A 23,202-nucleotide genomic window follows, 5' to 3' on the forward strand; every position below is an offset into this window, starting at 1 on the left:
ATTTCAAAAATCAAAAATCGTTAATCATCAATCACAAATCCATTGTTAATTAAATTGTTTACAACAATCGATTAGCCCAACAAAAATACAAAACCCGTTTCCCTAATTTTATTAAGGATAATTTTAACACCTACTGGTATGCACCTGGATCACGACGAAGAAGACTACAACTTATCCTTAGCGAAATTTGAATCGATGTTGAAAACCAACAAAGTTTTATTTTTCGATTCAGAGGAATTCGAGGAAATCATACTGCATTATCTCGATATGGGAAAAGCCACTATGGCTAAAAAAGCACTCAAGTTAGGATTGGAGCAACACCCTAAATCAACAGGATTAAAACTGGTTCAGGTGGAAATGTTGGTGTACGAAGACAAATTGGATCAGGCCGAAAAATTACTCAACGAATTGTACGCCATAGAACCAACCAACGAAGAAATTTTTATCCAAAAAGCCAACATATACTCTAAAAGAGACAACCACGAAAAGGCCGTTGAATTTTTACAAACCGCTTTAATTTATACTGAGGACCTTGCCGATGTGTACAATTTAATCGGAATGGAATACCTTTTTATGGACAATTTGGAATCGGCCAAAGCCAATTTCATCAAATGTTTAGAGGAAGATTTCGAAGACCAATCCGCCTTATACAATGTGGTGTATTGCTTTGAGTTTTTAGACCAAAACTTAGAAGCCATAGAATACCTTAAGACTTATATCGACAGAAATCCGTATAGTGAAATTGCCTGGCACCAATCAGGTCGTTTGTATTATGGTGTAAAAGATTATGAAAATGCAGTTCGTGCGTTTGAATTTGCTACATTCATAGACGACGAATTCCTTGGTGCTTACCTCGAAAAAGGAAAATCTTTAGAGCGTTTAAAAAGATATGAAGAAGCCATCGAAAGCTACCAACGCACCATTGAATTAGACGACCCAACATCATACGCCTTGTTGCGTATCGGAAAATGTTACGAAAAATTAGGCAACAAAGCTGAAGCCTTAAAATACTTCAACAAAACTGTACACGAAGATCCGCTTTTAGACAAAGGTTGGATTGCTATAACCGATTTTTATGTTCGTCAAAAAAACTATCAAAAGGCCTTGTTTTATGTCAACAAAGCCTTGGCCATAGACGACCAAAACCGTTTGTATTGGAAACGCTTTGCTACCATCAACAAAGCCATGAATTTATTTGAGGAAGCTGAATTCGGCTACCGAAAAGCGGTGGAATTTGGCGACTACCAATTAGACACTTGGCTGTTTTGGGTCGACATGATGCAAAATATGGGTGAAATGAATAACGCCATATTAACGTTAATTCAGGCTTCAGAATACTTTCCGGAAGAGTGTGAAATCGAATACCGTTTGGCCGGCTTGCATTTCTCTTTACACGAAGAAGAAAAAGGCAACTTCCACTTGAGCAACGGTTTGCGATTGAACTCGAAACACCGAACCATTTTGGAGGATTTATTCCCAAGAGTTTGGGAGCGAAAATCGGTACAGGATTATATTGCCAAACACCAAAAATCGGAATAAATGTCGGAAAGACAATTTGGTCTAATCGGAAAAAACATTGCCTATTCTTTTTCCAAAAAGTATTTTACCGAAAAGTTTGCTAACGGTAATCTATCAGATTGTGCTTATGACAATTTCGATATCCAATCTATTGAAAAATTTCCGCAACTCATTACTGACTATCCTCAACTCAAAGGTTTAAACGTTACCATTCCCTACAAAGAAGCGGTGATTCCTTATTTGGACCAATTGTCTGATAAAGCCGCAAAAATTGGCGCTGTCAATGTGATTCGGTTTACTAAAAAAGGAAACCTAAAAGGCTATAATTCTGATTATTATGGCTTTATGAAATCTTTGGAACCACTACTCCAACCTCTTCATCAGAAAGCATTGATTTTAGGAACCGGTGGCGCCGCTAAAGCAGTGGCTTTTGCCTTAAAACAACTCGGAATCCTATATACTTTTGTCTCACGGGAAGAAAAAGAAGGCGGGATTGATTATGACCGAATCAACGCGACGACTTTCGACAATTATCAGATTATTATCAATTGTACGCCTTTGGGAACCAGTCCAAATACTCAGGCCTTTCCTCCTATTCCTTACGAATACTTTAGCGGCAAACACATTGCCTTCGATTTGATTTACAATCCCGAAGAAACCTTATTTTTGAAAAAAGCCAAACAACATGGCGCGATTACCAAAAACGGTTACGAAATGTTGGTGTTTCAGGCGGAAAAGGCTTGGAAAATTTGGAATAAATAATTTCACCATATTAAGGTTTTTTAAGTTCAATTAAGACTGATAAGAACTTATGACTTTTATGATTCAAATAACGAAAGATGAATATTAAGCTAATTGCCATTGGCAAAACCGATAACAAAGCCTTGCAATCGTTGATTGAGGAGTACACGAAACGTTTGTCCTTTTATATTAAGTTTGATGTAGAGATTATACCCGACATTAAGAACGTCAAGAATCTGTCGGAAGCACAACAAAAAGAGAAAGAAGGCGAATTGATTTTGTCCAAAATAAATCCAACCGACCAATTGATTTTATTGGATGAAAACGGCAGCACCTTTTCGAGCGTAGCTTTTTCAGAATATTTGCAAAAGAAGATGAACTCAGGCACCAAAACCTTAGTTTTTGTGATTGGCGGACCATATGGGTTTAGTCCGGAAGTTTACCAAAAAGCCCAAGGCAAAGTCTCGCTCTCGGAAATGACTTTCTCCCATCAAATGGTGCGTTTGTTTTTTATCGAGCAACTGTATCGCGGTTTCACCATTTTGCGAAACGAACCTTACCACCATCAATAAAAAGTACAAAGTACGAAGTTAGAAGTACGAAGTTAGAAGTACGAAGTGAATTAGTAGATGTATTCTCGCTTCGAATTTACAGTAACTCCTTTTTGCGTGATGTTCAGATTCTTCAAAAACAATTTGTATTCGATGTATTTCCCAAATGACATCCCTTTATCGTAGGAAAAATAAAGGCGTGTATTAGGCATTTTATTGATAAACTCTTCGAGCTGACTTTTAGCAAAAACCAATTCGTTGTAATGCACCAAATCGTTTCGGTCCAGATAAAAATGACGAATATTAAAATCTGGTTTTTCTAATTTATAACGAATTTCGGTAAACGGCATAAAAGCCAAATTTTTCTTTACTGTATCGGTATAGGTAAAATAGTTTTCCGATGCTTCGTTTTTATGAGCGCTATTGTCTTTTTTGTTTTGCAGTTTTTTAATCTCCAAGATTACTTTTCGCAAGGGCAATCGCTTATCAATGTTAAACAACCAATTGGTAGAACTGATCGAATTGTTTCGGTTCACTTCTACCAAGGTGTCTTTTTCATTGGCCGCAAAAAAGAAATAAATGGGAGAATGGTCTTTCACATCCGCCACTATCGTTTCTTGAGCAACAGGTAACAACACTTCTTTGTCCTTTCCACAAGACATCAATAGCATTGAAAATAGTAGTACGACTGTCTTTTTCATTTTAGTTTTGGGGATTTAATTTTTAGCCATCAAATTTTGATGCAATTTTACGCATTCTATGGCTTCTTTTACATCATGTACTCTTAAAATATTACTACCTTTTTGTAAAGCTATTGTATTCAATACTGTTGTTCCGTTAAGTGCCAACTCGGCAGTAGTGCCCAATGTCTTATAAATCATTGATTTTCTGGACACACCAACCAAAATCGGCAGTTGAAGTCTTTCAAACAACTCCAAATGGGAAAGCAACTCAAAATTTTGCCCGATAGTTTTGGCAAAACCAAAGCCCGGATCTATAATCAAATCATTGATGCCGAAGCTACGAGCCTGCGCTATTTTCTCCGAAAAATAGAACAATACTTCTTTGGTGACATTGTCGTATTGTGCCAAACTCTGCATGGTTTGCGGATTGCCTTTCATATGCATCATAATGTATGGCACTTGAAACTCGGCAACCGTTTGCATCATTTGCTCGTCTAAACTTCCGGCGGCTATATCATTTACTATAGAAGCTCCGGCCTCTAAAGCTGCTTTGGCCACATTGGCTCTAAAGGTATCGACAGAAATCAAAGCTTCAGGAAAATGTTTTAGTATCAGTTGCACTGCAGGAACCAATCGCGCTATCTCTTCGGTTTCCGAAACAAATTCTGCACTTGGCTTACTCGAATAGGCACCAATATCAATGAATGTTGCCCCTTCGAAAAGCATTTTTTCAACTTGTGCTAAGCATTGTTTTTCGTTGGTATACTTACCGCCATCGTAAAAAGAATTGGGCGTAATATTCAAGATTCCCATGACTTTGGGAAGGGTCAAATCGATTAAAGTTCCGCGACAGTTGATCGTCATTTTCTATCGTTAAGTGTACTGTTGGCCTCCTTCAGTTAAGATATTCTTAAAACTGAAATTACTAAACTTAATTCATCCCTCGGCAATCAAAAAAATTCTTTACTTTTGGGAAAATTTGATACAAAGATACACTGAAATGAGTAATACTTCTCAAGAATATGATAAGGTTATCGCAATTTGCCGACAACTGTATATTAATAAAATGAAAGACTACGGTAGTGCTTGGCGCATCTTGAGATTGCCGTCGTTAACCGACCAAATTTTCATCAAAGCCCAACGCATTCGCAGTTTGCAACAAAACGATATTCGAAAAGTAGATGAAGACGAAAGCGGCGAATTTATCGGAATCATCAATTATTCCATCATGGCCTTAATTCAGTTAGACTTGGGCGTAGTGGAGCAACCTGATTTAGACTTATCAAAAGCCACCGAATTATATGATACTAAAGTGGCTTTAACCAAATCGTTAATGGAAGCCAAAAACCACGATTACGGTGAAGCTTGGCGTGAGATGCGCGTAAGTTCATTGACCGACTTGATTTTGCAAAAATTACTACGCGTCAAACAAATTGAAGACAATCAAGGTAAAACTATAGTTTCCGAAGGCATCGATGCCAATTATCAAGACATGATTAATTATTCGGTTTTTGCTTTAATACTGATGAAATTCGGGCAATAAACTAAAATCCGAATAAACATTTCTTCTTTTTGAATTTGCATTTTAACTTTTGAATTTTTTTAAAAATGAATACATCAAAAAACAATATTGCTTGGGGAATTCGAATTGTCATTTCGTTTTTGTTTTTGCTATCGGCTGTCGCCAAATTGTACCCGTCGCCTTACTTTGCCATTTCCACTTTTGAAGTAAAGCAGTTGTATCCCATGGGATTTTCGGAGGGATTTGCGCCTTACTTTTCCCGTGTATTAATCGGTATTGAATTGGCCTTAGGCTTTTTAATCTTACAAAAAAACTTTTTGAGAAGTATTATCGTTCCCGCTACGATATTGTTGCTGCTTGTATTCACCACACATTTAACCATTGAAACCATTCAAAACGGCGGAAATTCAGGCAACTGTGGGTGTTTCGGAAGTTTGCTGCCTATGACTCCCATTGAGGCCATTTTGAAGAATGTAGCGGCTATGGGTTTATTGGTATGGCTGTTATTGATTATGCCGAAAACCAATGAAAAAGGTCACAACTTTTGGATTCTTTCCTCCCTTACTTTAGCTTCAGTTTTGGCATTATTCATGTTGGCTCCAATCCAACCTATCGAGAGCCAGTTTACCGTAACTGAGCCAGAGGCAACAACAACCGACACCTTATCAACTACTCCTGTTGACACTACTGCAACACAAGTCATCGTAAAAGATACCGTTAAAAAAACAACTGAAATAAAACCCGAGGTAAAAGTTGAAATAAATGAACCGGCCAAACACAAATCAGGTTACGCTCAGTATTTCTCTCACATCGACAAAGGCCGTAAAACACTTTGTTTCTTTGTGCCGGGTTGCGACCACTGTAGAGATGCCGCTAAAGAATTGACTGAATTGCGCAAGAAAACTAAAGATTTTCCGGAAATATCTATCATTTTCATGAATGAAGAAGCCGAATTGATTCCGAATTTCTTCAAATATGCCGGAGCGGAATATCCTTATAAAATTATTGAAGTTATCCCTTTTTGGAAAGTATTGGGTTCCGGTAAAGATACGCCGGGTGTGAAATATTTATGGAACGGAAACGAATATAAATACTATTGGGGTATTACGGACAACAAGTTTGATGTGGCTGATTTTGAGAAGCTTATCAACAAACCTTACTCGGAACTAAAAAAATAAATGCTGTTAAGATTTCCTAAACTGAACCGGTTTGTCAAAAACTGTAATATATTTTAATATTTTTATAACCTTATTACTTTCTGCTTTAGGCGTTTATTTTTTAATTTCTGAAGACAATAAGGTTAAAATTTATGGCATATCATTCCGATTCTTTTTGGGTTTGCTAATGGTTTTCACAAATGGCTTACTCCTAATCAAATGGATTGCCCTATTGAGAAAAAAATGATTTTTTGACACTAAATACCACGTTATGATCAAATACATTATGTCAAAAAAAGACAGTGAAAAAGCGGCTTGGGGAATTATCCTGAGTGTGATTGTCTTTTTTATTGGCTATTATTTTTTGAATTACATCGCCACGTTGGAAGAGCCGCCGCTGGGACATACCATTCACATCCTAATCGGCACTACCTTAATGGCAGTTAGTAGCTTGGGGGTTGTACTTATTCTAAAATATCTGTACGACCAAAGAAAAAGAAGAAAAAAAAAGGAACACAAAAGGCGTAAGCATAAAATTGTGTTTTTAAAAAATCAAAAAAAAGAGAATCAATCGGAATAATAAAAAACTATGAAAAGATTAGCCCTATATTTTTTATCGGCATTGGCAACTTTATCTTGCTCCAATGCACAAATCAAAGAGTTCTCAAAAGAAACCTTGACAAAAAAAATGGTGGTAACTGACAACAGTACCATCACTTTTAAAGAAATCCTTAAAAAACACAAAGGGAATGTAACCGTCATTGAAGTTTGGGCTTCTTGGTGCAGTGATTGTGTTAAAGCCATGCCCAAAGTAAAGGAAATGCAAGCCAATCACCCAACAGTTGACTTTGTCTTTATCTCCATGGATAAAGCCTATGACAAATGGTTTGCCGGTATTGAAAAACACGAACTCAAAGGCGATCACTATTGGGTAACCGACGGTATGAAAGGGGAATTCGGAAAATCAATTGACTTAGACTGGATTCCGAGATATATCATTATAGATAAAAATGGTAAAATTATTACTTATCGCGCCATAGAAACCGATTTTGAAACTATAAATGCTACTTTAAAAACCCTAGAATAATGAGACAAAAAATTGTTGCCGGAAACTGGAAAATGAATAAAAATGCGGAAGAAACCGAAGATTTATTAAACGACTTAATTGACAAATTGCCTCAAGATGTTGAAGCCCAAATTATAGTAGCGCCAACTTTCATCAACTTAGCATCTGCTGTTGATCATTTAGAATTTACCAATATAGCCGTAGCCGCTCAAAATATGCATCAAAATGAAAGCGGTGCTTACACCGGAGAAATTTCTGCAGACATGTTGAAAAGTATTGGCGTAAACATCGTTATACTTGGCCATTCGGAAAGAAGGGCTTATTTTCATGAAACCGACACCATCTTGGCTCAAAAAGTAACTACAGCCCTAAACCACGATATGACTGTAATTTTTTGTTTCGGAGAAGAATTAAAAGACCGTCAGAACAACCAACATTTCAATGTAGTGGAAAACCAATTGCGTGATGGCTTATTCCATATTGAAAACAAAGATTGGGAAAAAATTGTTTTAGCTTACGAACCGGTATGGGCCATCGGAACCGGAGAAACAGCTTCGCCGGAACAAGCCCAAGAAATGCACGAGTTTATCAGAGAAACCATCCGAAAAAGATACGGCAGTAGTATAGCCGAAGAAGTATCCATTTTATACGGTGGTAGCGTTAAACCTGAAAATGCCAAAGAAATTTTCTCTAAACCTGATGTTGACGGAGGTTTGATTGGTGGTGCCGCTTTAAAAGCAACTGACTTTGCTGCCATTGTTAACGGAATTTAACCTGTAAACATCCAAACAGTACAAGAACCTTTCATTAATTTGAAAGGTTTTTTTTATAATAAAAAAGATAAATATGCTTTTTATCGATTTTATTTGCATTTTAACGATTTTATAGTTTATATTTACAGCGTCACAAATCAAACTATTTACCAATGAAATCAAAACTAATAATACTACTCCTTTTGGCTTGCTTTGGCAATTTACAAGCCCAAGTAGACACTCAAAAACGATTTCAATCTGATTCTCGCAAATATTATGTATGGAATACCGATTTTCAAAAATATGAATTGGTGGAAACAGAATATGAACACTCCATTATAGACATCCGTGAAATTGGTTCAAAAACCAATGGTTATGTAGTAATCAGTATGGTTGATAACGGACAAGTTCGCATGCACCACGGTTCCATTTACAACTTTACCAAAGACAGCGAAAATGAAGGATCGTGGTCTATCCAATCAAAATTCATGCGGGCTCGACTAATCTACAATCCGAAAGAAAACACCATGACCTATATGTACGACAGCAACGACAAGCGATACAAAAGATTGATGGTGTTTACTGTTGCTCCCGATGAGTTGCCCGACGCTAACCTGAAGAGTGTCGTAAAAATGGATTAAATTTCTTTTTGACAAAATACTTTCCATAAAAGAGCGGGATACTTACCTTTGTCAAAAATTCTACACATGTCAAATAGCTATTTAGGGTATCACTTTACTGTTGAACCCAAAGAACTCGGTTCTGAAATCTTAATCGCAGAGTTAGGCGAAAAACCATTCGAAAGTTTCATCGAAACCGATAATGGTTTTAGTGCTTACATACAGAAAGATTTATGGTTTGAGGCTATTTTAGAAGATATTTACTTGTTGACTTCTCCCGAATTCAAAATCTCCTACACTATTGAAGAAATCGACCAAGTGAATTGGAACGAAGAATGGGAAAAGAATTTCGAACCCATTGATGTAGACGGAAAATGTCATGTCCGCGCACCCTTTCATCCTAAAACAAACGCCGAATTCGATATTGTTATCGAACCGAAAATGAGTTTCGGAACCGGTCATCATGAAACCACACACATGATGATTCAACATTTGTTAGAAACCGATGTGACCGGAATGAAAACACTCGACATGGGTTGCGGAACGGCTATTTTAGCCATTTTAGCCGAAATGAAAGGTGCAAAACCAATAGACGCTATCGACATTGATAATTGGTGCTATTTGAATTCTATTGAAAATGCAGAACGCAATGATTGTAAAGAAATCACCGTTTACGAAGGCGACGCGGAAATGCTGAAAGGCAAAAAATACGACTTAATCATCGCCAATATCAATCGCAATATATTACTAAATGACATGCAGCAATATGTAGATTGTTTGAACAAAAACGGTCTATTGTTATTGAGTGGTTTTTATACTGAAGATATTCCGTTTATCGACGCCAGTTGTACAGAAAAAGGACTGACTTTTGTGAAGCAATTCGAAAGAAACAATTGGGTTTCTTTGAAATACCGTTATTAATTCCGAGTACCAAAGTTTAATCAATCGAACCCGAAACCTTAAACTCGAAACCAGCACTATGAGTACCATAGAAAAAATACAAGAAGACGTTTTAGTCGAAGAACAAATCGGAACCAACAACGAAATTGTATTGTACAACGATGATGTGAATACCTTCGATCACGTTATCGATACGTTAATTCGCGTATGCCAACACACCGCCGAACAAGCGGAACAGTGCGCTATCTTGGTGCATTACAAAGGAAAATGCACGGTAAAAACCGGACATTTCGATGAGTTAAAACCACAGTGTACCCAATTGTTGGAAGCCGGTTTAAGTGCGGAAATCGTGTGATGGCTGGTTGCTGATTTTCAATTTCAGAAGATTAAAATCAACAATCTTCAATCATCACTCTTCAATCATCATTCTTCAATCTGTATGTTTCCAATCAAATTCGTCGTTGTCTTTAATAATCGCACCAATTTCTACACGCACAACGTCGTCAAACTCCGATTGTAAAATCAGCCAATTGCTCTCGTTGAAATGATTTTCAAAAGAGTCAAAATCTTCCGTTGACCAGGATTTAAAGGGTAAGTCGGCTTTAAGTGTTTCTACATTCTTGCCAATCACTTTATTTCCTAAAACTGTGCATTCCGGATGCGAACAAGCGATATACCCTAATCGAAAATCCTCATCTTCATAAAACGTCAGACTCAACTTTTGGGTATTGTACAAATACAACACATTGCCGTCTTCATCATTGAATTGTTTCGAAGGCTTACCGTAAAGCGCTTCCACATGGTTTTGCTTCATACCAAACAGCAGTTGGTCTACACCGTTTTTAGGATTAATAATCATATACTATACTGATTTTTAATAGGACAAATTGATTTTAAACAAAGAACGAGAAGTTCCGAAAAAATCCGTTCCGAATTGCTACTTTTACACCACAAAAATACAACTTTATATGGGACTTTTTTCAGCACTTATGGGCAATGCCGGACAAGCCAGTTCGGAAGATTTACTAAAGCAATACGGTCAGTTATTATTAGACGACGAAAAAATTGAAATGGGTTTCAAACTCATACGCGATGTTTTCATCTTTACCAACAAGAGATTGATTTTGGTGGAAAAACAAGGCCTTACCGGTAGCAAAATCGAATACAAATCCATTGCTTACAAAGCCATTAGTCGTTTCAGCGTTGAGACTGCCGGCACCTTCGACTTAGAAGCGGAATTGAAAATTTGGGTTTCCAGCGAACAACAGCCGAGCATCACCAAACAATTTACCAAATCGGTTAATGTATATGAAGTTCAGAAAGTGTTGGCCTATTACGTACTATAACCTGATTAATACTCAAATACACCAAACTCACTTTTAATAGTGAGTTTTTTGTTTTCGGAAGCTTCTACTCTACCTACAATTTGAGCTTCAACGCCAAAGGATTCGGAAATAGCAATAATATCATCAGCCATTTCCTTCGGCACATACAATTCCATGCGATGACCACAATTGAACACTTGGTACATCTCTTTCCAATCGGTTTTAGAATTTTCCTGAATGAGTTTGAACAATGGCGGCACCGGGAATAAATTATCTTTAATCACATGCACATTATCTACAAAATGCAGCACTTTGGTTTGTGCACCACCGGAACAATGTACCATACCGTGAATGTCTTTTGAAGTATATTTTTCGAGTATAGCTTTGATAATCGGTGCGTAAGTTCGGGTAGGTGACAATACTAATTTTCCGGCATCAATCGGGGAATTTGCTACAGCATCGGTTAATTTAGTTTTACCGGAATACACCAATTCGTTGGGTACCGCAGCATCAAAACTTTCCGGGTATTTTTCGGCTAAATAGTTGGCAAAAACATCATGTCGCGCCGAAGTCAAACCATTACTGCCCATCCCGCCGTTATAACTTTTTTCGTATTTCGCCTGACCGAAAGAAGCCAAACCAACAATAACATCGCCGGGTTGGATATTGGCATTATCGATTACATCCTCTCGTTTCATTCGAGCCGTTACGGTAGAATCGACTATAATGGTTCGAACCAAATCACCCACATCAGCGGTTTCGCCACCGGTAGAATGAATGGTCACTCCGAATGATTTCAATTCGGCTATCAATTCTTCCGTTCCGTTAATAATGGCTGAGATTACTTCGGCTGGAATTAAATTTTTATTTCTTCCGATAGTGGAAGACAGTAAAATATTATCGGTAGCGCCAACACACAACAAATCGTCGATATTCATGATTAAGGCGTCTTGTGCGATGCCTTTCCACACCGAAATATCACCGGTTTCTTTCCAATACAGATAAGCCAACGAGGATTTGGTTCCGGCACCGTCGGCATGCATAATCAAGCAATAGTCGTTGTCGTTGGTCAAATAATCGGGAACAATTTTACAAAAAGCTTTTGGGAATAAACCCTTGTCAATGTTTTTGATGGCGTTGTGCACATCTTCTTTGGAAGCTGAAACGCCGCGTTGGTTGTAGCGTTGACTGTTATCAGAACTCATGTTGTGTTGTTAGTTGTTGTGTCGCAAAGATAAGATTAAGATTTGGGATTTGGGAATTTTTATCAATTCTCTAAAATCAAAATCTCCACCCTGCGGTTTTCGTCGGCTTCGGTTTCGTTACGTTCAGGGATTTTATGAATGGGTCGAGAAACACCGAATCCTTTGAACTTCATTCGTTTTCTATCGATACCATTGCGCAACAAATAATTATAAATAGCTCGCGCTCGAGCGGTAGAAACATCGTTTTTGTCTACCTCAGTTTGGCAACAAATATGGCCTTGGATTTCAATTTTTAGTTTGGGGTTTTCTTGCAATACACAGAGTAAATCATACAAAACGGTCTCAGACTTGGGAACGACACGAGCCGAATTATTGAAAAAGTAAAGATTGGGCAAAGTAACCAATTCGCCGCGTTTGGCATTTTTGACTTTTACCGACAGCTCACTTTCCGTTGGTTTGAGTAATTTTTCGGAATAGAAAATAGTTACTCGACGGTTTTCAGCTTGGACTTTAGATTGTTTGAACTCTTTCCCGTAGGCTACTTGCTGTAGGGTTTCGCTAAACTGCAATCCGCTTTTTTCCAATAAAATCTTTACATTGGCTATGCGGCGTTCGGCTAAATGTTTGTTGTAATCTTTGGTATCAATGCTGTCGCAAAAACCTAACAATTGGGTGATTTCAATTTCCTTATGATTGGCTATCCATTCGTTTAAAGCTAATATTGAACTTTGATTGGGAAAATCTTTATTGAAATCGAAAAACACGTCAAACTGCTTTTGAGCCAATCCCAAAACAGACCAAAAACACAATACTATGGCGCATTTGATTTTCATATTAATTTTCTACAATCAGAATTTCCACCCGACGATTGGCGGCGCGTTCGGTTTCATTTTTTTCAGGTAACGGATAAATGGGTTGCGTGCTTCCGAAGCCTTTGTAAGACAAGCGCGCCCGATAAACATCGTTGGTGATTAAAAAATTGTAAATCGCTTTGGCTCTTTGAGTAGACAAATCGGTTCGGTCGACCGGCATACAACACAAATGGCCTTGGATTTCAATTTTGAGCTGCGGATTATTTTGCAAGACCAACAACAGTTCATATAATTTGCCTCGAGATTCCGGTACAATAGCAAAAGTATTGATGACAAAATTCAGATTGTCAATTTTCAGCTTTTCTCCTGATTTAGCATTGCCTACACGCTTCATGAAATCGCGGTCCAACTTGTATTCGGTTTTGGTACCATTGGGATTTTCGAAGACCAATTTTTCGGGGTATTCAATTTCAGGTTTGGCTTCTTCAACAATAGGGGTTTCTTTTTTTAAACCGAGAATCTCTTCTTCTCTGGGAATGTCTCTTTCTAAGATGTAGAAGATTGTTACCCTACGGTTTTCGGCTTTATTGGCAGACTGCTTGAATTTTTCACCCAAGCTTAGGGTTTTAAAATCGGCTCTGATTTGGATTTGGTCTTTGACTTTTCCAAAAACATAATCAACGCGTTTTTGAGCCAAAGTATCGTTGAACCCTGTGGTTCCGTCTTCATCGGTAAATCCGTGTATGGCAACAATTTTGTTGTTACTGTTGGCTAAAAGCCATTGGTTAAGCCGGTTTTCTTCTTTTTTGGTCAGTTCGAATTTGTTACTGTCGAAATACAAACTCACCTGCTCTTGAGAAAAAGCAGTTGAAAAGATGAAAAAAATGGCTATGGTGACAAAAATACGAGACATTAAGAGGGTTTATTTATTTAACGAAAGTTATGAAAAAATAGTATAGTGAGGTTAAAAATAAGGTTTGTCAAAATGATATTTATCTATATTTGTAAAAAAAACTTTAAACGTGAGACAAACATTACTTATTCTGCTACTTTTCATGAGTTTTACAGGAAGTTCGCAAACAGTGTTGCAATCAGTTAATTCAGGGAGTTTAATTACTCCAAGTTCTTCAATTTCTATCGGGGAGATTGTAGTAGTACCGGTAAATCAAAATCAATCAGCATCAGGAATTATTGGTATTTTGGCACAAACCCAGCAAACACTTGAAGTGCCTCAGTTAGAACTTAGCGAAAAAATAACCGTTTTCCCTAATCCCGCTACTGCTGTGATTTCCTTTAAAACAAATACGAATCTTTTGAACGAAGAGGTTTTGGTATTTAACACATCTGGGCAATTGGTTAGTAAAAAAATCGTTGCAATCAATAATACACTTGATTTAGCTGAATTACAGCCAGGTGTATATCTGATTCAATTCAGTAATAAAAAAATTAAATCATTTAAAATAATCAAACGATAAGTTAAAATGCTAAGGTCAAAATACCAATGCATTATCAAATTTCAAACAAAATCAATTATGAAAAAACTATTACTATTCAGTGCTTTTATCGTTTCATTTTTAAGTTTTTCTCAAGTACCACAAGGAATTTCATATCAAGCCATTGCCTTAAACAGTTCGGGTAATCCGGTAGCAAGCTCTAATATCAGAGTAAAACTCTCCATCTTAGATCAAACGGCTAACGGCACAGTTTTATATTCGGAAACTCAACAAAAAACAACTACGGCGCAAGGTTTGTTTAATTTAATTATTGGGCAAGGTAATGTAGTTTCGGGAACTTTTAACACCATTAATTGGGGAACCAATTCCAAATTCTTAAAAGTTGAAATGGATGTTACGGGAGGAACAAATTATGCAAATGTGGGCACTACTCAGTTATTGTCAGTTCCTTATGCTTTAATGGCCGGCGGAATATCAGGTTCAAGTGCTAATGAAAGTATTGAAAACAATCAGTTTTCTAACTTTGCTTTTGCAGATAATAGCAATGGCGTAGTTTATGCCTTTAACTTAAACACCAATACTTGGATACCTGTAAATGCTTATGCAGATGATACATTAGTGGGTTCCAATGGAAACTTTGCATTTGCAGACAACAGTAACGGTAAAGTATATGCATTCAATAACAATTCGGGGACGTGGATTTTGCAGAACAATGCTTTTGCCGGAAATACACTTGTAACTTCTAATGGAAATTTTGCCTTTGCTGATAATGGAAATGGGAAAGTGTATGCTTTCAACAAAAACACAGGAACTTGGGTTTTACAAAATGGTTTCGCAGATGATACATTAGTTTCATCGAGTGGTAATTTTGCTTTTGCAGACAACAGTAATGGGAAGGTTTATGCTTATAATAAAAATACAGGAGCATGGTCTTTTGTTAATGGTTTTGCAGGCACTTCTTTAATAACTGCTAATGGAAGTTTTGCTTTTGCTGACAACAGTAACGGTAAAGTTTACGTTTACAACAAAAACACTGGAACTTGGATTTTACAAAATGCTTTTGCCGACACCACACTTATTGCGGCACCATCAAATAAATAGCAAATAAAGAAAACAAAAAAAATCCGCTCGATGAGCGGATTTTTTTGTTTGTAAAGTATCGAATTATCGTGTAAACAACAATTCTCTGTATTTGGTTAACGTCCAAACTTCATCGTCTACTAACAACTCTAATTTGTCGCAATGTTCTCTGATGATTTCAAAGTATGGTTTCACTTTATCGCAGTAAGCTTCGGCCATTTTTTGCGCATCGGTTAAAGCGTTGGCTTTTTTACGAGCTTCGGTCATGGCTTCTACATTAGAGTTAATGCCTTCAATGTGAGCCGAAATTTCTTTGATTAAGAAAATTTGCTCTTTGGCAATTTTCTCAAAGTCTTTTCCAAAAATTTCTTTCAAACCGCGTACATTTTCGATTAAAGTATTTTGGTAACGAATGGCTGTTGGAATCACATGGTTACGAGCAATATCGCCTAATACTCGGCCTTCGATTTGGATTTTCTTAGTGTATTCCTCCAATTCAATTTCGTAACGCGCTTCCACTTCAACATGGTTCATCACGTTCAAATCGTGGAATAATTCCAAGGCTTTTTTAGATACTTTAGCTTTTAACGCAGCCGGAGTGGTTTTGTGATTGCTCAGGCCTCTTTTCTTAGCTTCTTTTTCCCAAGCATCGCTATAACCATCGCCTTCGAAAAGGATATTTTTAGTTTGCTTGATGTATTCTCTTAACACATTGAAGATGGCTTCGTCTTTTTTCAAGCCTTTAGAATCAATAAGTGCATCCACTTCTTTTTTGAATTCTTTCAATTGTTTGGCCACAATGGAATTCAAAGTAGTCATAGCATTAGCACAGTTGGCTGAAGAACCCACGGCACGGAATTCAAATTTATTTCCGGTAAAGGCAAAAGGCGAAGTTCTGTTTCTGTCGGTATTGTCCAACATTACATCCGGAATTTTACCAACTACGTTTAATTTCAAATCGGTTTTTTCTTCCGGAGACAATTTACCTTTAGAAACACCTTCTAACTCGGCCAAAACTTTAGTCAATTGTTCACCGATAAAAACAGAGATGATAGCCGGTGGTGCTTCATTGGCGCCTAAACGATGATCGTTACTGGCTGTAGCGATAGAAGCTCTTAATAACTCTTCATATTCTTGAACTGCTTTAATGGTATTGATAAAGAAAGACAAGAATTGCAAGTTGCTCATTGGCGTTTTACCGGGTGATAACAAGTTAACTCCGGTATCTGTAGCCATTGACCAGTTGTTGTGCTTTCCTGAACCGTTAACACCTTTGAATGGCTTCTCGTGGAAAAGCACTTTAAAATCGTGACGTTCTCCTACTTTAGACATTACATCCATCAACAAAGAGTTGTGGTCAACGGCCAAGTTGGTTTCTTCAAAAATCGGAGCCAACTCAAATTGGTTAGGTGCTACTTCGTTGTGACGGGTTTTCACCGGTATCCCTAACAACATACATTCTTCTTCTAATTCACGCATGTAATTTAAAGCACGAGACGGAATAGAACCGAAATAATGATCGTCTAATTGTTGACCTTTAGCAGATGTATGACCTAACAAAGTTCTTCCGGTTAACAATAAATCGGGTCTTGAGTTAGCCAAAGCACTGTCAACCAAGAAATATTCTTGCTCCCAACCTAAAGTGGCGGTAACTTTTTTAACGTTTTTATCAAAATATTTACAAACTTCAGTTGCTGCTTCATCTACAGCATTTAAAGCACGTAATAAAGGTGTTTTGTAATCCAAGGCTTCACCCGTGTAAGAAATAAACACTGTTGGAATACACAAAGTAGTACCGAAGATAAAGGCCGGAGAAGTTGGATCCCATGCTGTATAACCACGGGCTTCAAAAGTATTTCTGATGCCTCCGTTCGGGAAGGAAGAAGCATCCGGTTCTTGCTGTACCAATTGTCCGCCGCCAAATTTCTCAACCGGATCCGAACCATCATAAGACGTTTCAAAAAAGGCATCATGCTTTTCAGCTGTAGTACCGGTTAACGGTTGGAACCAGTGTGTATAATGAGTTACTCCTTTTGCCAAAGCCCATTCTTTCATTCCCATAGCGATATAATCGGCCAACTTTCTGTCGATTTTAGTTCCGTGCTGGATGGCGTCTTTTACTCCTTTATAAGCATCGGCAGTTAAGTACTGCTTCATTGCTTTATCATTGAATACATTTGAACCGAAAAGAGCCGATTTTTTATTGGCTTCTTCAAATTTTACCGGTTTTCTGCTCGAGGCATCTTTTAAGGCTTGAAAACGTAAAGTTGACATAAAAAGTGATTTTAAATGATTATACCCTTATTAATTTGTTGCAAATATAGCAATATTTTAATTTCAAAATAAGGATACCCTATTTTTTTTAGGGGTTATATCAAAAATTGACAAAAACACGTGCAAAACAACAACAACTTGTATTTTAATTTATTACTTATTCAAAAGGCAAAATCCTATATTTGCAACAACTTAATATAACATCATGGCAGTTTGGATTGTATTTCTGGCGTTAATTTTTTTATTCTTAGCCTTAGATTTAGGGGTATTCAATAAAAATCCTCACATCATCAAACCCAAAGAAGCCGGAATTTGGACCGGAATTTGGGTATCACTGTCCTTTATCTTCAGCATAGTGGTTGGATGGATTTACAAAAACGAGCTTATTGCCAATCCTACCGAAATCACACCGGCAGTAGCTTCCATGAAATTCATCACAGGTTATTTGATTGAATTGTCTTTGAGTGTGGATAATATTTTTGTGATAGCAGTCATCTTTGCTTCTTTCAAGATTCCGCAGAAATACCAACACCGAGTGTTGTTTTGGGGAATTTTGGGAGCGATAGTGTTTCGAGGATTGATGATTTTCTTTGGGGTAATTCTGATTAACAAATTCAGTTGGATGACTTACTTGTTCGGCGCCTTTTTGATTTTTACCGCCTTTAAGATGTTATTCAAAGGTGATGAGGAAGAATTCAATCCTAAGAAATCTTTTGTATACAGAAATCTTCGCAAAATAATGCCGATAACAAGCCATTCCGATGGGGAGCATTTTTTTGTTAAGCGAAGACACATTACGGCAGCCACTCCTTTATTTGTTGCTTTAATTGTTATTGAAGTAATGGACATGTTGTTTGCACTCGACAGTGTTCCGGCTATATTAGCCATAACCTCAGATCCGTTTTTGGTATTCAGTTCCAACATTTTTGCAATTTTAGGATTGCGATCGATGTATTTCTTTTTGGCCAATATGCTGGAAAAATTCAGTTATTTAGAATACAGCCTAATTGCTATCCTGACTTTTGTAGGTATAAAAATGTTGATTATCCATTACTACAAATTCCCTGAATGGGTTTCGTTGGGCTTCATTGCCTTATCCTTAACGATTGGTATTTTGGTTTCAATTAGCCGTAAAGAATCCGAATAGGGTTTTATTGGTAAATCCACATTAAAACCGGTTTTGACGATTGCTTTAAAATCGGGTCAATGATTTTCATATTGTTATTGGATATGGTTGGGCAACCCCAACCTTCGGGTGTACCGTTCGGATAAACTTCTTTATCGGATACTTTTTCCCAAGAATGAAAAACGATATAACGCGATTGGGCATTACTATTGGTTTCTTCTAAGCCATGTAGAACGTATTTCACATTGATTCCCCAATCACTCCATGCCCTTTTCCCTATTTTATATTTGCCCAAAGCAGAACAATGACTACCGTCTTTATTGCTAAACTTCGGACTGTCTTTAGACCAATCTTGGCTCCAAGGATAATTACCACAACCATGACCAACCAACATTTGACGGATGATTTTTTGTTGCTTAAAATCATAAACAAAAAAACGATTCAAACCTGAATGAATACTCATATCTATCAATATACAAAAGTCTTCATTGAAGCTTTTTTTACGACAAAAAGCCAATGCCTCCATAGCCTTATCATCGACTTTAGAAACATTAACTTCGGGCTTACTGTTAGGCTTTATGGCTGTGTTGATAGTATTGAAACCGAAAGCAATCGCGCCTAATATCAACAGTAGTATAACAATCTTTTTTTTCACCGCACAACTTTTCTATAGTAACGAAAAAGTTGTTTTTTAAGTATGCTTAAGCGAAAATATTTTTAAGTCTATTTTTGCGGTTGTTCGTCAAAATTCACCATCCAATTGATGCCAAACTTGTCCACTAACATTCCGAAGTAAGCACCCCAAAAAGTTGCAGTCATTGGCATGAAAGCGTTTCCGCCTGAAGCCAAGCCGTTAAATATCCTATCTGCTTCCTCTCTACTTGCGGTATTAATTGAAACGGATATGTTATTTCCAACGATAACCTCACCGCTTTGTGAAGTACTGTCACTTCCCATTAAAACAGTATCACCAACAGGCAACGAAACGTGCATAATTCTATCAGCCTCTTCTTCAGAAGTTGGCGGACAATTGTCATCAGCAGGCATGTCTTTAAATCTGCCCATATATGGAAACTCTCCACCAAAAACAGATTGGTAGAACAAGAAAGCTTCTTCACAGTTTCCGTTGAATATTAAATAAGGATTTACTTGAGCCATTTTTATTGAATTTAATTTTACTTTTTGTTAATGATTATTTGCCGATTAAGACAAAAAATTCTCTCACATTTATTTTTTCAAATATACAATTTACGACAAGCTTTTACTAGCTGTATTTGCAATAAATTATCATCAAGCTTTTTCAATAAACAGTATTGAAAAATTGCTAAAGTACCATTAACGGTCAATTGTTTTTAAAATATCAGAAAATTCACAGCCGCTTATCGAAATAAGCAATACCGTTCGTCGAAAAAATAAGCAATTCTGATTTCTAAGTAAAAGTATTGTATTAAATTTGATAAGCTGACATACAGCATTTTGCAAGAAAATTAGCTGTAACAATTAACCAAATCTGAAAGAATATGGCTTAAAATCACCAAAATCAAACAAGAATCCCTAATCCTCACTAATACCCTAACCTAATGAAAAAAATTACCCTACTCTTAGCCCTACTCTTGTGCATGTTTATAAGTAATGCACAAGTTGTTACAACCATCGCCGGCTCAACACCCGGATATACTGATGCCGTTGGAACCTCTGCTCAATTTTTTGGCCCCAGAGCAGTTTGCCTCGACAACAACGGATACATGTATGTTGCAGACTACACCAATAACTTAATTAGAAAAATTGAATTGGCTACTAATACCGTAAGTACTTTGGCCGGTTCAACCGTAGGATTTGCGGATGGCGTTGGAACTGCAGCTCAATTTAACGGCCCAAGCGGTATTTGTACCGACAATAACGGTAATTTGTATGTTACAGATTACTTCAACTTTAAAATTCGAAAAATTGTAATTGCCACCGGAGAAGTAAGCACTTATACCGGTTCTACATTTGGCTATGCGAACGGTGATTTGGCAACTGCTCAGTTCAATGCGCCTGTTGGAATTTGTAAAGTTGGAGATTACTTGTATGTAACTGAAAGTATCAATACAAAAATCAGAAAAATTGACTTGGTTAATGGCATAGTTTCTACACTTGCAGGCTCGATTCAAGGAACATTAGATGGTTTTGGTGAAGCGGCTCAATTTGACGGATTGTCCGGTATTTGCTCTGATGGTAGCGGAAATCTTTACGTAGCGGAAATTAATAACCATAGAATCAGAAAGGTTGTTATTAGTACCGGTGAGGTTACTACTTTTGCCGGAAGCACACCCGGATTTAACAACGGCACCGGAACAAGCGCAGGTTTCAACAATCCTATGGGGCTTGCCATTAGTAACCAAAACTATCTGTTTGTGGTAGATTACGGCAACAACAGAATCAGAAAAATAGATTTAGCAACTGCTGCTGTAACTAACTTTGTAGGAGCGGCACAAGGCTTTGCCGACGGAACTTCTACAGCCGCTAAGTTTTCAGAACCCATGGGAATTTGTTTTGATCCTAACGGTTTACTCTTCATAGCCGACAGAGGAAATCATAAAATCAGAAAAGTTACGGCCATCCTAAAAACGGAAGAATTTGTCTCACCTTTATCATTAAAAATTTACCCAAATCCTGCTGTTGATTCTTTCACCGTAGAAACCAATATGACGAATGAGGCGTCTCAACTGATTATAACAGATTGTGTTGGAAAAGAAGTTTACAAACAAAAAACAGAACAGTTAACTACTACCGTATATACCTCTAACTTAAGTAAAGGGATGTATTTTGTAACCCTTAATCAAGGACAAAAATCAGTGACTCAAAAACTGATTATTCAATAATAGAATAGATTAAAGTTAAGTTAAGCTGACGCAGTCTGAAAAGATTGCGTTTTTTTTGTCTAAAACAAAGTACAAACTTTATCGAAGGACTCGTTTAAGTTGCTTTTCAATTACTGTATTGATTTCAGGAGACAGCCGGGCTTTATATACCAAAACCACATATAAAACAGCTACCAAAACCGATTTCAATCCAATATTAATAATGGGATGAAAAGAAAAATCCCAAAAGTAAAAAATGAAGAAACAAATCAACCCGATGACAAACGCATAAATAGTATTAACCGTAAAAGGGAATAATTTCATCCTCAAAACCACAAACAGTAATTTAGCAATGCTATATAAAGTAATAGAAATTAGAGTAGCGATTGCAGCTCCTTTGATATAGAATAAAGGAATGAATATAGCGTTGAGTGTAATAGCCAAAAATCCTAAAAGTAGTCCTAAAAACAAAACGGCTCTATAGTATTTAGAATTAAAAATAATAGCATTGTTATTGCCTAAAATCAAATCGAAATATTTAGAAAATCCAAGAACAAAAACTACAAAAACACCTTCTTTGTAATTACCGGGTAATAACAAATAAATCTGGTTGATATTCACTAAAATCCCCACAAATACCAATCCTCCTACAATTTGCAACGTAATCGAAGTCTTTTTATACAAATCGTTTAATTCCTCATGTTTGCCTTGAGTCATCAGTTTGGCCGTGATAGGATAAGTAATTTGATGCATAGCTCGACTCGGTACCGCAATTACAGTAGCCATAAAACCCGCTACTGTATAATAAGCAATCTTTTCAATCTCTATGTATTGATTCAACATGGTCTTATCAATATCAATCAACATATTGGCCACACTACCGGATAAAATAATAAAAGCCGAATAGGCAAAAATCGCTCTGGCATTATGTGGTATTTTAAAGCTAAATGCAATTTTTTTGACAGTATTGGCATAGCCAAACATCAAAAGCGTGCTAATCAAATAAGCTATCATCGTAGCGGTGATGAATTGTTCCACCGTGATAACATTAAAATACACGCCGAAAAGCAAAATAGAAATCAATATTCTTAGTCCGACTTCCTTCAAAAAATTACCGTAAACCGATTGCAAATGTACCTTTACCCAAGCATAAAATATCTCGAAATAGGCCATACATATTCCTATCACCGGAATTTGCCAAATATAATCGTGAACTATACTATTCTTTGTTGCCGAAAAAGCAGCAATAGCATCATAAAAGCAAAAGCCAAGAATAAAAATCGGGACTATCGCCAGCAAAGGAAGCAACAATACAAAACTCAAAAAGGAAATTTGTTCTTGCTCGGATTTGTGTTCTGAGAAAAATTTAACTAAAGTATTATGCACACCAAAAGCCAATAGCGGAAAAATAACATTGGCCGAAGACAACAAATAACTCGTTAATCCATAAAACTTATCCCCTAAAAAATGCGGATACATAAACAAGGTATTGACTGCACCAATCGCAAACCCAATGTAGGTAATGATGGTGTTTTTGATGGATTGATTGACAACAATACCCATAAATAGCTAA

General features: G+C 37.0%; 26 protein-coding genes. 16 read left to right on the top strand and 10 right to left on the bottom strand.

Features of this window, described 5'->3' with window-relative positions; all coding sequences use genetic code 11:
* The first annotated feature begins 138 nt into the window (after positions 1-138).
* The 3 genes from ACJG85_RS12185 (at position 139) to rlmH (ending at position 2,831) form a co-directional block, all read left to right on the top strand.
* Positions 139-1,539 carry a tetratricopeptide repeat protein gene (locus ACJG85_RS12185; protein WP_409678542.1) on the top strand — a complete coding sequence of 467 codons (1,401 nt, stop codon included), beginning with the start codon at positions 139-141 and terminating at the stop codon, positions 1,537-1,539.
* Entirely contained in the window at positions 1,540-2,280 is a 741-nt protein-coding gene (locus ACJG85_RS12190; RefSeq protein ID WP_412476524.1) for a shikimate dehydrogenase family protein, read from the top strand. It abuts the gene before it with no gap.
* Between the two features lie 77 nt (positions 2,281-2,357).
* Positions 2,358-2,831: a 23S rRNA (pseudouridine(1915)-N(3))-methyltransferase RlmH gene (gene rlmH, locus ACJG85_RS12195; protein WP_409678537.1), complete on the top strand. Its 474-nt coding sequence runs from the start codon at positions 2,358-2,360 to the stop codon at positions 2,829-2,831.
* Between the two features lie 50 nt (positions 2,832-2,881).
* On the opposite strand, the gene ACJG85_RS12200 is transcribed toward rlmH, so the two are convergent.
* The gene (locus tag ACJG85_RS12200) at positions 2,882-3,511 is read right to left on the bottom strand and encodes a hypothetical protein (RefSeq protein WP_409678534.1); all 630 of its coding nucleotides are present in this window, start codon (positions 3,509-3,511) and stop codon (positions 2,882-2,884) included.
* A 15-nt stretch (positions 3,512-3,526) separates the two neighbouring features.
* Entirely contained in the window at positions 3,527-4,357 is an 831-nt protein-coding gene (gene folP, locus ACJG85_RS12205; RefSeq protein ID WP_412476525.1) for a dihydropteroate synthase, read from the bottom strand.
* Positions 4,358-4,493: 136 nt separating this feature from the next.
* Here folP and ACJG85_RS12210 point away from each other — a divergent pair, with 136 nt between their 5' ends.
* The 8 genes from ACJG85_RS12210 (at position 4,494) to ACJG85_RS12245 (ending at position 9,865) form a co-directional block, all read left to right on the top strand.
* Positions 4,494-5,036 carry a DUF1599 domain-containing protein gene (locus ACJG85_RS12210; protein ID WP_409678528.1) on the top strand — a complete coding sequence of 181 codons (543 nt, stop codon included), beginning with the start codon at positions 4,494-4,496 and terminating at the stop codon, positions 5,034-5,036.
* Between the two features lie 65 nt (positions 5,037-5,101).
* Entirely contained in the window at positions 5,102-6,193 is a 1,092-nt protein-coding gene (locus ACJG85_RS12215; RefSeq protein WP_412476526.1) for a MauE/DoxX family redox-associated membrane protein, read from the top strand.
* Positions 6,194-6,443: 250 nt separating this feature from the next.
* The gene (locus ACJG85_RS12220) at positions 6,444-6,752 is read left to right on the top strand and encodes a hypothetical protein (RefSeq protein ID WP_409678522.1); all 309 of its coding nucleotides are present in this window, start codon (positions 6,444-6,446) and stop codon (positions 6,750-6,752) included.
* 9 nt (positions 6,753-6,761) lie between these two features.
* Positions 6,762-7,259, top strand: a complete 498-nt coding sequence (locus ACJG85_RS12225; protein WP_412476527.1) for a TlpA family protein disulfide reductase — start codon at positions 6,762-6,764, stop codon at positions 7,257-7,259.
* Positions 7,259-8,011: a triose-phosphate isomerase gene (tpiA, locus tag ACJG85_RS12230; RefSeq protein WP_409678517.1), complete on the top strand. Its 753-nt coding sequence runs from the start codon at positions 7,259-7,261 to the stop codon at positions 8,009-8,011. The genes ACJG85_RS12225 and tpiA overlap by 1 nt, the downstream gene beginning before the upstream one ends.
* A gap of 152 nt (positions 8,012-8,163) precedes the next feature.
* On the top strand, positions 8,164-8,631 hold the full coding sequence (locus tag ACJG85_RS12235; protein WP_409678514.1) for a hypothetical protein: 468 nt from the start codon (positions 8,164-8,166) through the stop codon (positions 8,629-8,631).
* 66 nt (positions 8,632-8,697) lie between these two features.
* Complete coding sequence (gene prmA, locus ACJG85_RS12240; RefSeq protein WP_412464344.1) at positions 8,698-9,531, top strand: 50S ribosomal protein L11 methyltransferase; 834 nt, start codon at positions 8,698-8,700, stop codon at positions 9,529-9,531.
* Between the two features lie 58 nt (positions 9,532-9,589).
* Positions 9,590-9,865, top strand: a complete 276-nt coding sequence (locus tag ACJG85_RS12245; RefSeq protein WP_412476528.1) for an ATP-dependent Clp protease adaptor ClpS — start codon at positions 9,590-9,592, stop codon at positions 9,863-9,865.
* 75 nt (positions 9,866-9,940) lie between these two features.
* Here ACJG85_RS12245 and ACJG85_RS12250 read toward each other — a convergent pair whose 3' ends face one another.
* Complete coding sequence (locus ACJG85_RS12250) at positions 9,941-10,369, bottom strand: hypothetical protein (protein ID WP_412476529.1); 429 nt, start codon at positions 10,367-10,369, stop codon at positions 9,941-9,943.
* Between the two features lie 109 nt (positions 10,370-10,478).
* On the opposite strand from ACJG85_RS12250, the gene ACJG85_RS12255 reads away from it, so the two are divergent.
* Complete coding sequence (locus tag ACJG85_RS12255; protein WP_409678503.1) at positions 10,479-10,856, top strand: PH domain-containing protein; 378 nt, start codon at positions 10,479-10,481, stop codon at positions 10,854-10,856.
* A gap of 5 nt (positions 10,857-10,861) precedes the next feature.
* On the opposite strand, the gene ACJG85_RS12260 is transcribed toward ACJG85_RS12255, so the two are convergent.
* From ACJG85_RS12260 to ACJG85_RS12270, 3 genes are all read right to left on the bottom strand, one after another.
* A complete protein-coding gene (locus tag ACJG85_RS12260; RefSeq protein WP_412476530.1) occupies positions 10,862-12,040 on the bottom strand; it encodes an AIR synthase related protein in 1,179 nt (392 codons plus the stop codon).
* 62 nt (positions 12,041-12,102) lie between these two features.
* Positions 12,103-12,873, bottom strand: a complete 771-nt coding sequence (locus ACJG85_RS12265; protein WP_412476531.1) for an OmpA family protein — start codon at positions 12,871-12,873, stop codon at positions 12,103-12,105.
* Position 12,874: 1 nt separating this feature from the next.
* A complete protein-coding gene (locus tag ACJG85_RS12270; RefSeq protein ID WP_412464347.1) occupies positions 12,875-13,765 on the bottom strand; it encodes an OmpA family protein in 891 nt (296 codons plus the stop codon).
* 109 nt (positions 13,766-13,874) lie between these two features.
* Here ACJG85_RS12270 and ACJG85_RS12275 point away from each other — a divergent pair, with 109 nt between their 5' ends.
* The gene (locus ACJG85_RS12275; protein WP_412464348.1) at positions 13,875-14,327 is read left to right on the top strand and encodes a T9SS type A sorting domain-containing protein; all 453 of its coding nucleotides are present in this window, start codon (positions 13,875-13,877) and stop codon (positions 14,325-14,327) included.
* A gap of 57 nt (positions 14,328-14,384) precedes the next feature.
* On the top strand, positions 14,385-15,407 hold the full coding sequence (locus tag ACJG85_RS12280; protein ID WP_412476532.1) for a PQQ-binding-like beta-propeller repeat protein: 1,023 nt from the start codon (positions 14,385-14,387) through the stop codon (positions 15,405-15,407).
* 63 nt (positions 15,408-15,470) lie between these two features.
* Here ACJG85_RS12280 and ACJG85_RS12285 read toward each other — a convergent pair whose 3' ends face one another.
* Positions 15,471-17,660, bottom strand: coding sequence for a glutamine synthetase III (locus tag ACJG85_RS12285; RefSeq protein ID WP_409678491.1), 2,190 nt, complete (start codon positions 17,658-17,660; stop codon positions 15,471-15,473).
* A gap of 205 nt (positions 17,661-17,865) precedes the next feature.
* On the opposite strand from ACJG85_RS12285, the gene ACJG85_RS12290 reads away from it, so the two are divergent.
* A complete protein-coding gene (locus ACJG85_RS12290; RefSeq protein WP_409678489.1) occupies positions 17,866-18,807 on the top strand; it encodes a TerC family protein in 942 nt (313 codons plus the stop codon).
* Between the two features lie 4 nt (positions 18,808-18,811).
* Here ACJG85_RS12290 and ACJG85_RS12295 read toward each other — a convergent pair whose 3' ends face one another.
* Positions 18,812-19,441 (bottom strand): murein L,D-transpeptidase catalytic domain-containing protein, encoded by a 630-nt coding sequence (locus tag ACJG85_RS12295; RefSeq protein WP_412476533.1) that lies wholly within the window; start codon positions 19,439-19,441, stop codon positions 18,812-18,814.
* A 68-nt stretch (positions 19,442-19,509) separates the two neighbouring features.
* Positions 19,510-19,944: a VOC family protein gene (locus ACJG85_RS12300; RefSeq protein ID WP_409678484.1), complete on the bottom strand. Its 435-nt coding sequence runs from the start codon at positions 19,942-19,944 to the stop codon at positions 19,510-19,512.
* A gap of 422 nt (positions 19,945-20,366) precedes the next feature.
* Between ACJG85_RS12300 and ACJG85_RS12305 the strand changes: the two genes are divergently transcribed.
* A complete protein-coding gene (locus tag ACJG85_RS12305) occupies positions 20,367-21,650 on the top strand; it encodes a T9SS type A sorting domain-containing protein (RefSeq protein ID WP_412476534.1) in 1,284 nt (427 codons plus the stop codon).
* A gap of 78 nt (positions 21,651-21,728) precedes the next feature.
* On the opposite strand, the gene ACJG85_RS12310 is transcribed toward ACJG85_RS12305, so the two are convergent.
* A complete protein-coding gene (locus ACJG85_RS12310) occupies positions 21,729-23,192 on the bottom strand; it encodes a lipopolysaccharide biosynthesis protein (RefSeq protein WP_412476535.1) in 1,464 nt (487 codons plus the stop codon).
* Positions 23,193-23,202: the final 10 nt, after the last annotated feature.

The sequence above is a fragment of the Flavobacterium mekongense genome, assembly GCF_047038255.1.
GTDB classification, from domain to species: domain Bacteria; phylum Bacteroidota; class Bacteroidia; order Flavobacteriales; family Flavobacteriaceae; genus Flavobacterium; species Flavobacterium mekongense.

Coding starts and splice junctions, on each gene's coding strand:
- ACJG85_RS12200 (WP_409678534.1), bottom strand. CDS start 3,511: ATGAAAAAGACAGTCGTACTACTATTTTCAATGCTATTGATGTCTTGT.
- ACJG85_RS12235 (WP_409678514.1), top strand. CDS start 8,164: ATGAAATCAAAACTAATAATACTACTCCTTTTGGCTTGCTTTGGCAAT.
- ACJG85_RS12255 (WP_409678503.1), top strand. CDS start 10,479: ATGGGACTTTTTTCAGCACTTATGGGCAATGCCGGACAAGCCAGTTCG.
- ACJG85_RS12265 (WP_412476531.1), bottom strand. CDS start 12,873: ATGAAAATCAAATGCGCCATAGTATTGTGTTTTTGGTCTGTTTTGGGA.
- prmA (WP_412464344.1), top strand. CDS start 8,698: ATGTCAAATAGCTATTTAGGGTATCACTTTACTGTTGAACCCAAAGAA.
- ACJG85_RS12285 (WP_409678491.1), bottom strand. CDS start 17,660: ATGTCAACTTTACGTTTTCAAGCCTTAAAAGATGCCTCGAGCAGAAAA.
- ACJG85_RS12215 (WP_412476526.1), top strand. CDS start 5,102: ATGAATACATCAAAAAACAATATTGCTTGGGGAATTCGAATTGTCATT.
- ACJG85_RS12280 (WP_412476532.1), top strand. CDS start 14,385: ATGAAAAAACTATTACTATTCAGTGCTTTTATCGTTTCATTTTTAAGT.
- ACJG85_RS12290 (WP_409678489.1), top strand. CDS start 17,866: ATGGCAGTTTGGATTGTATTTCTGGCGTTAATTTTTTTATTCTTAGCC.
- ACJG85_RS12305 (WP_412476534.1), top strand. CDS start 20,367: ATGAAAAAAATTACCCTACTCTTAGCCCTACTCTTGTGCATGTTTATA.
- tpiA (WP_409678517.1), top strand. CDS start 7,259: ATGAGACAAAAAATTGTTGCCGGAAACTGGAAAATGAATAAAAATGCG.
- ACJG85_RS12245 (WP_412476528.1), top strand. CDS start 9,590: ATGAGTACCATAGAAAAAATACAAGAAGACGTTTTAGTCGAAGAACAA.
- ACJG85_RS12260 (WP_412476530.1), bottom strand. CDS start 12,040: ATGAGTTCTGATAACAGTCAACGCTACAACCAACGCGGCGTTTCAGCT.
- ACJG85_RS12270 (WP_412464347.1), bottom strand. CDS start 13,765: ATGTCTCGTATTTTTGTCACCATAGCCATTTTTTTCATCTTTTCAACT.
- ACJG85_RS12185 (WP_409678542.1), top strand. CDS start 139: ATGCACCTGGATCACGACGAAGAAGACTACAACTTATCCTTAGCGAAA.
- ACJG85_RS12250 (WP_412476529.1), bottom strand. CDS start 10,369: ATGATTATTAATCCTAAAAACGGTGTAGACCAACTGCTGTTTGGTATG.
- ACJG85_RS12310 (WP_412476535.1), bottom strand. CDS start 23,192: ATGGGTATTGTTGTCAATCAATCCATCAAAAACACCATCATTACCTAC.
- folP (WP_412476525.1), bottom strand. CDS start 4,357: ATGACGATCAACTGTCGCGGAACTTTAATCGATTTGACCCTTCCCAAA.
- ACJG85_RS12225 (WP_412476527.1), top strand. CDS start 6,762: ATGAAAAGATTAGCCCTATATTTTTTATCGGCATTGGCAACTTTATCT.
- ACJG85_RS12210 (WP_409678528.1), top strand. CDS start 4,494: ATGAGTAATACTTCTCAAGAATATGATAAGGTTATCGCAATTTGCCGA.
- ACJG85_RS12220 (WP_409678522.1), top strand. CDS start 6,444: ATGATCAAATACATTATGTCAAAAAAAGACAGTGAAAAAGCGGCTTGG.
- rlmH (WP_409678537.1), top strand. CDS start 2,358: ATGAATATTAAGCTAATTGCCATTGGCAAAACCGATAACAAAGCCTTG.
- ACJG85_RS12190 (WP_412476524.1), top strand. CDS start 1,540: ATGTCGGAAAGACAATTTGGTCTAATCGGAAAAAACATTGCCTATTCT.
- ACJG85_RS12300 (WP_409678484.1), bottom strand. CDS start 19,944: ATGGCTCAAGTAAATCCTTATTTAATATTCAACGGAAACTGTGAAGAA.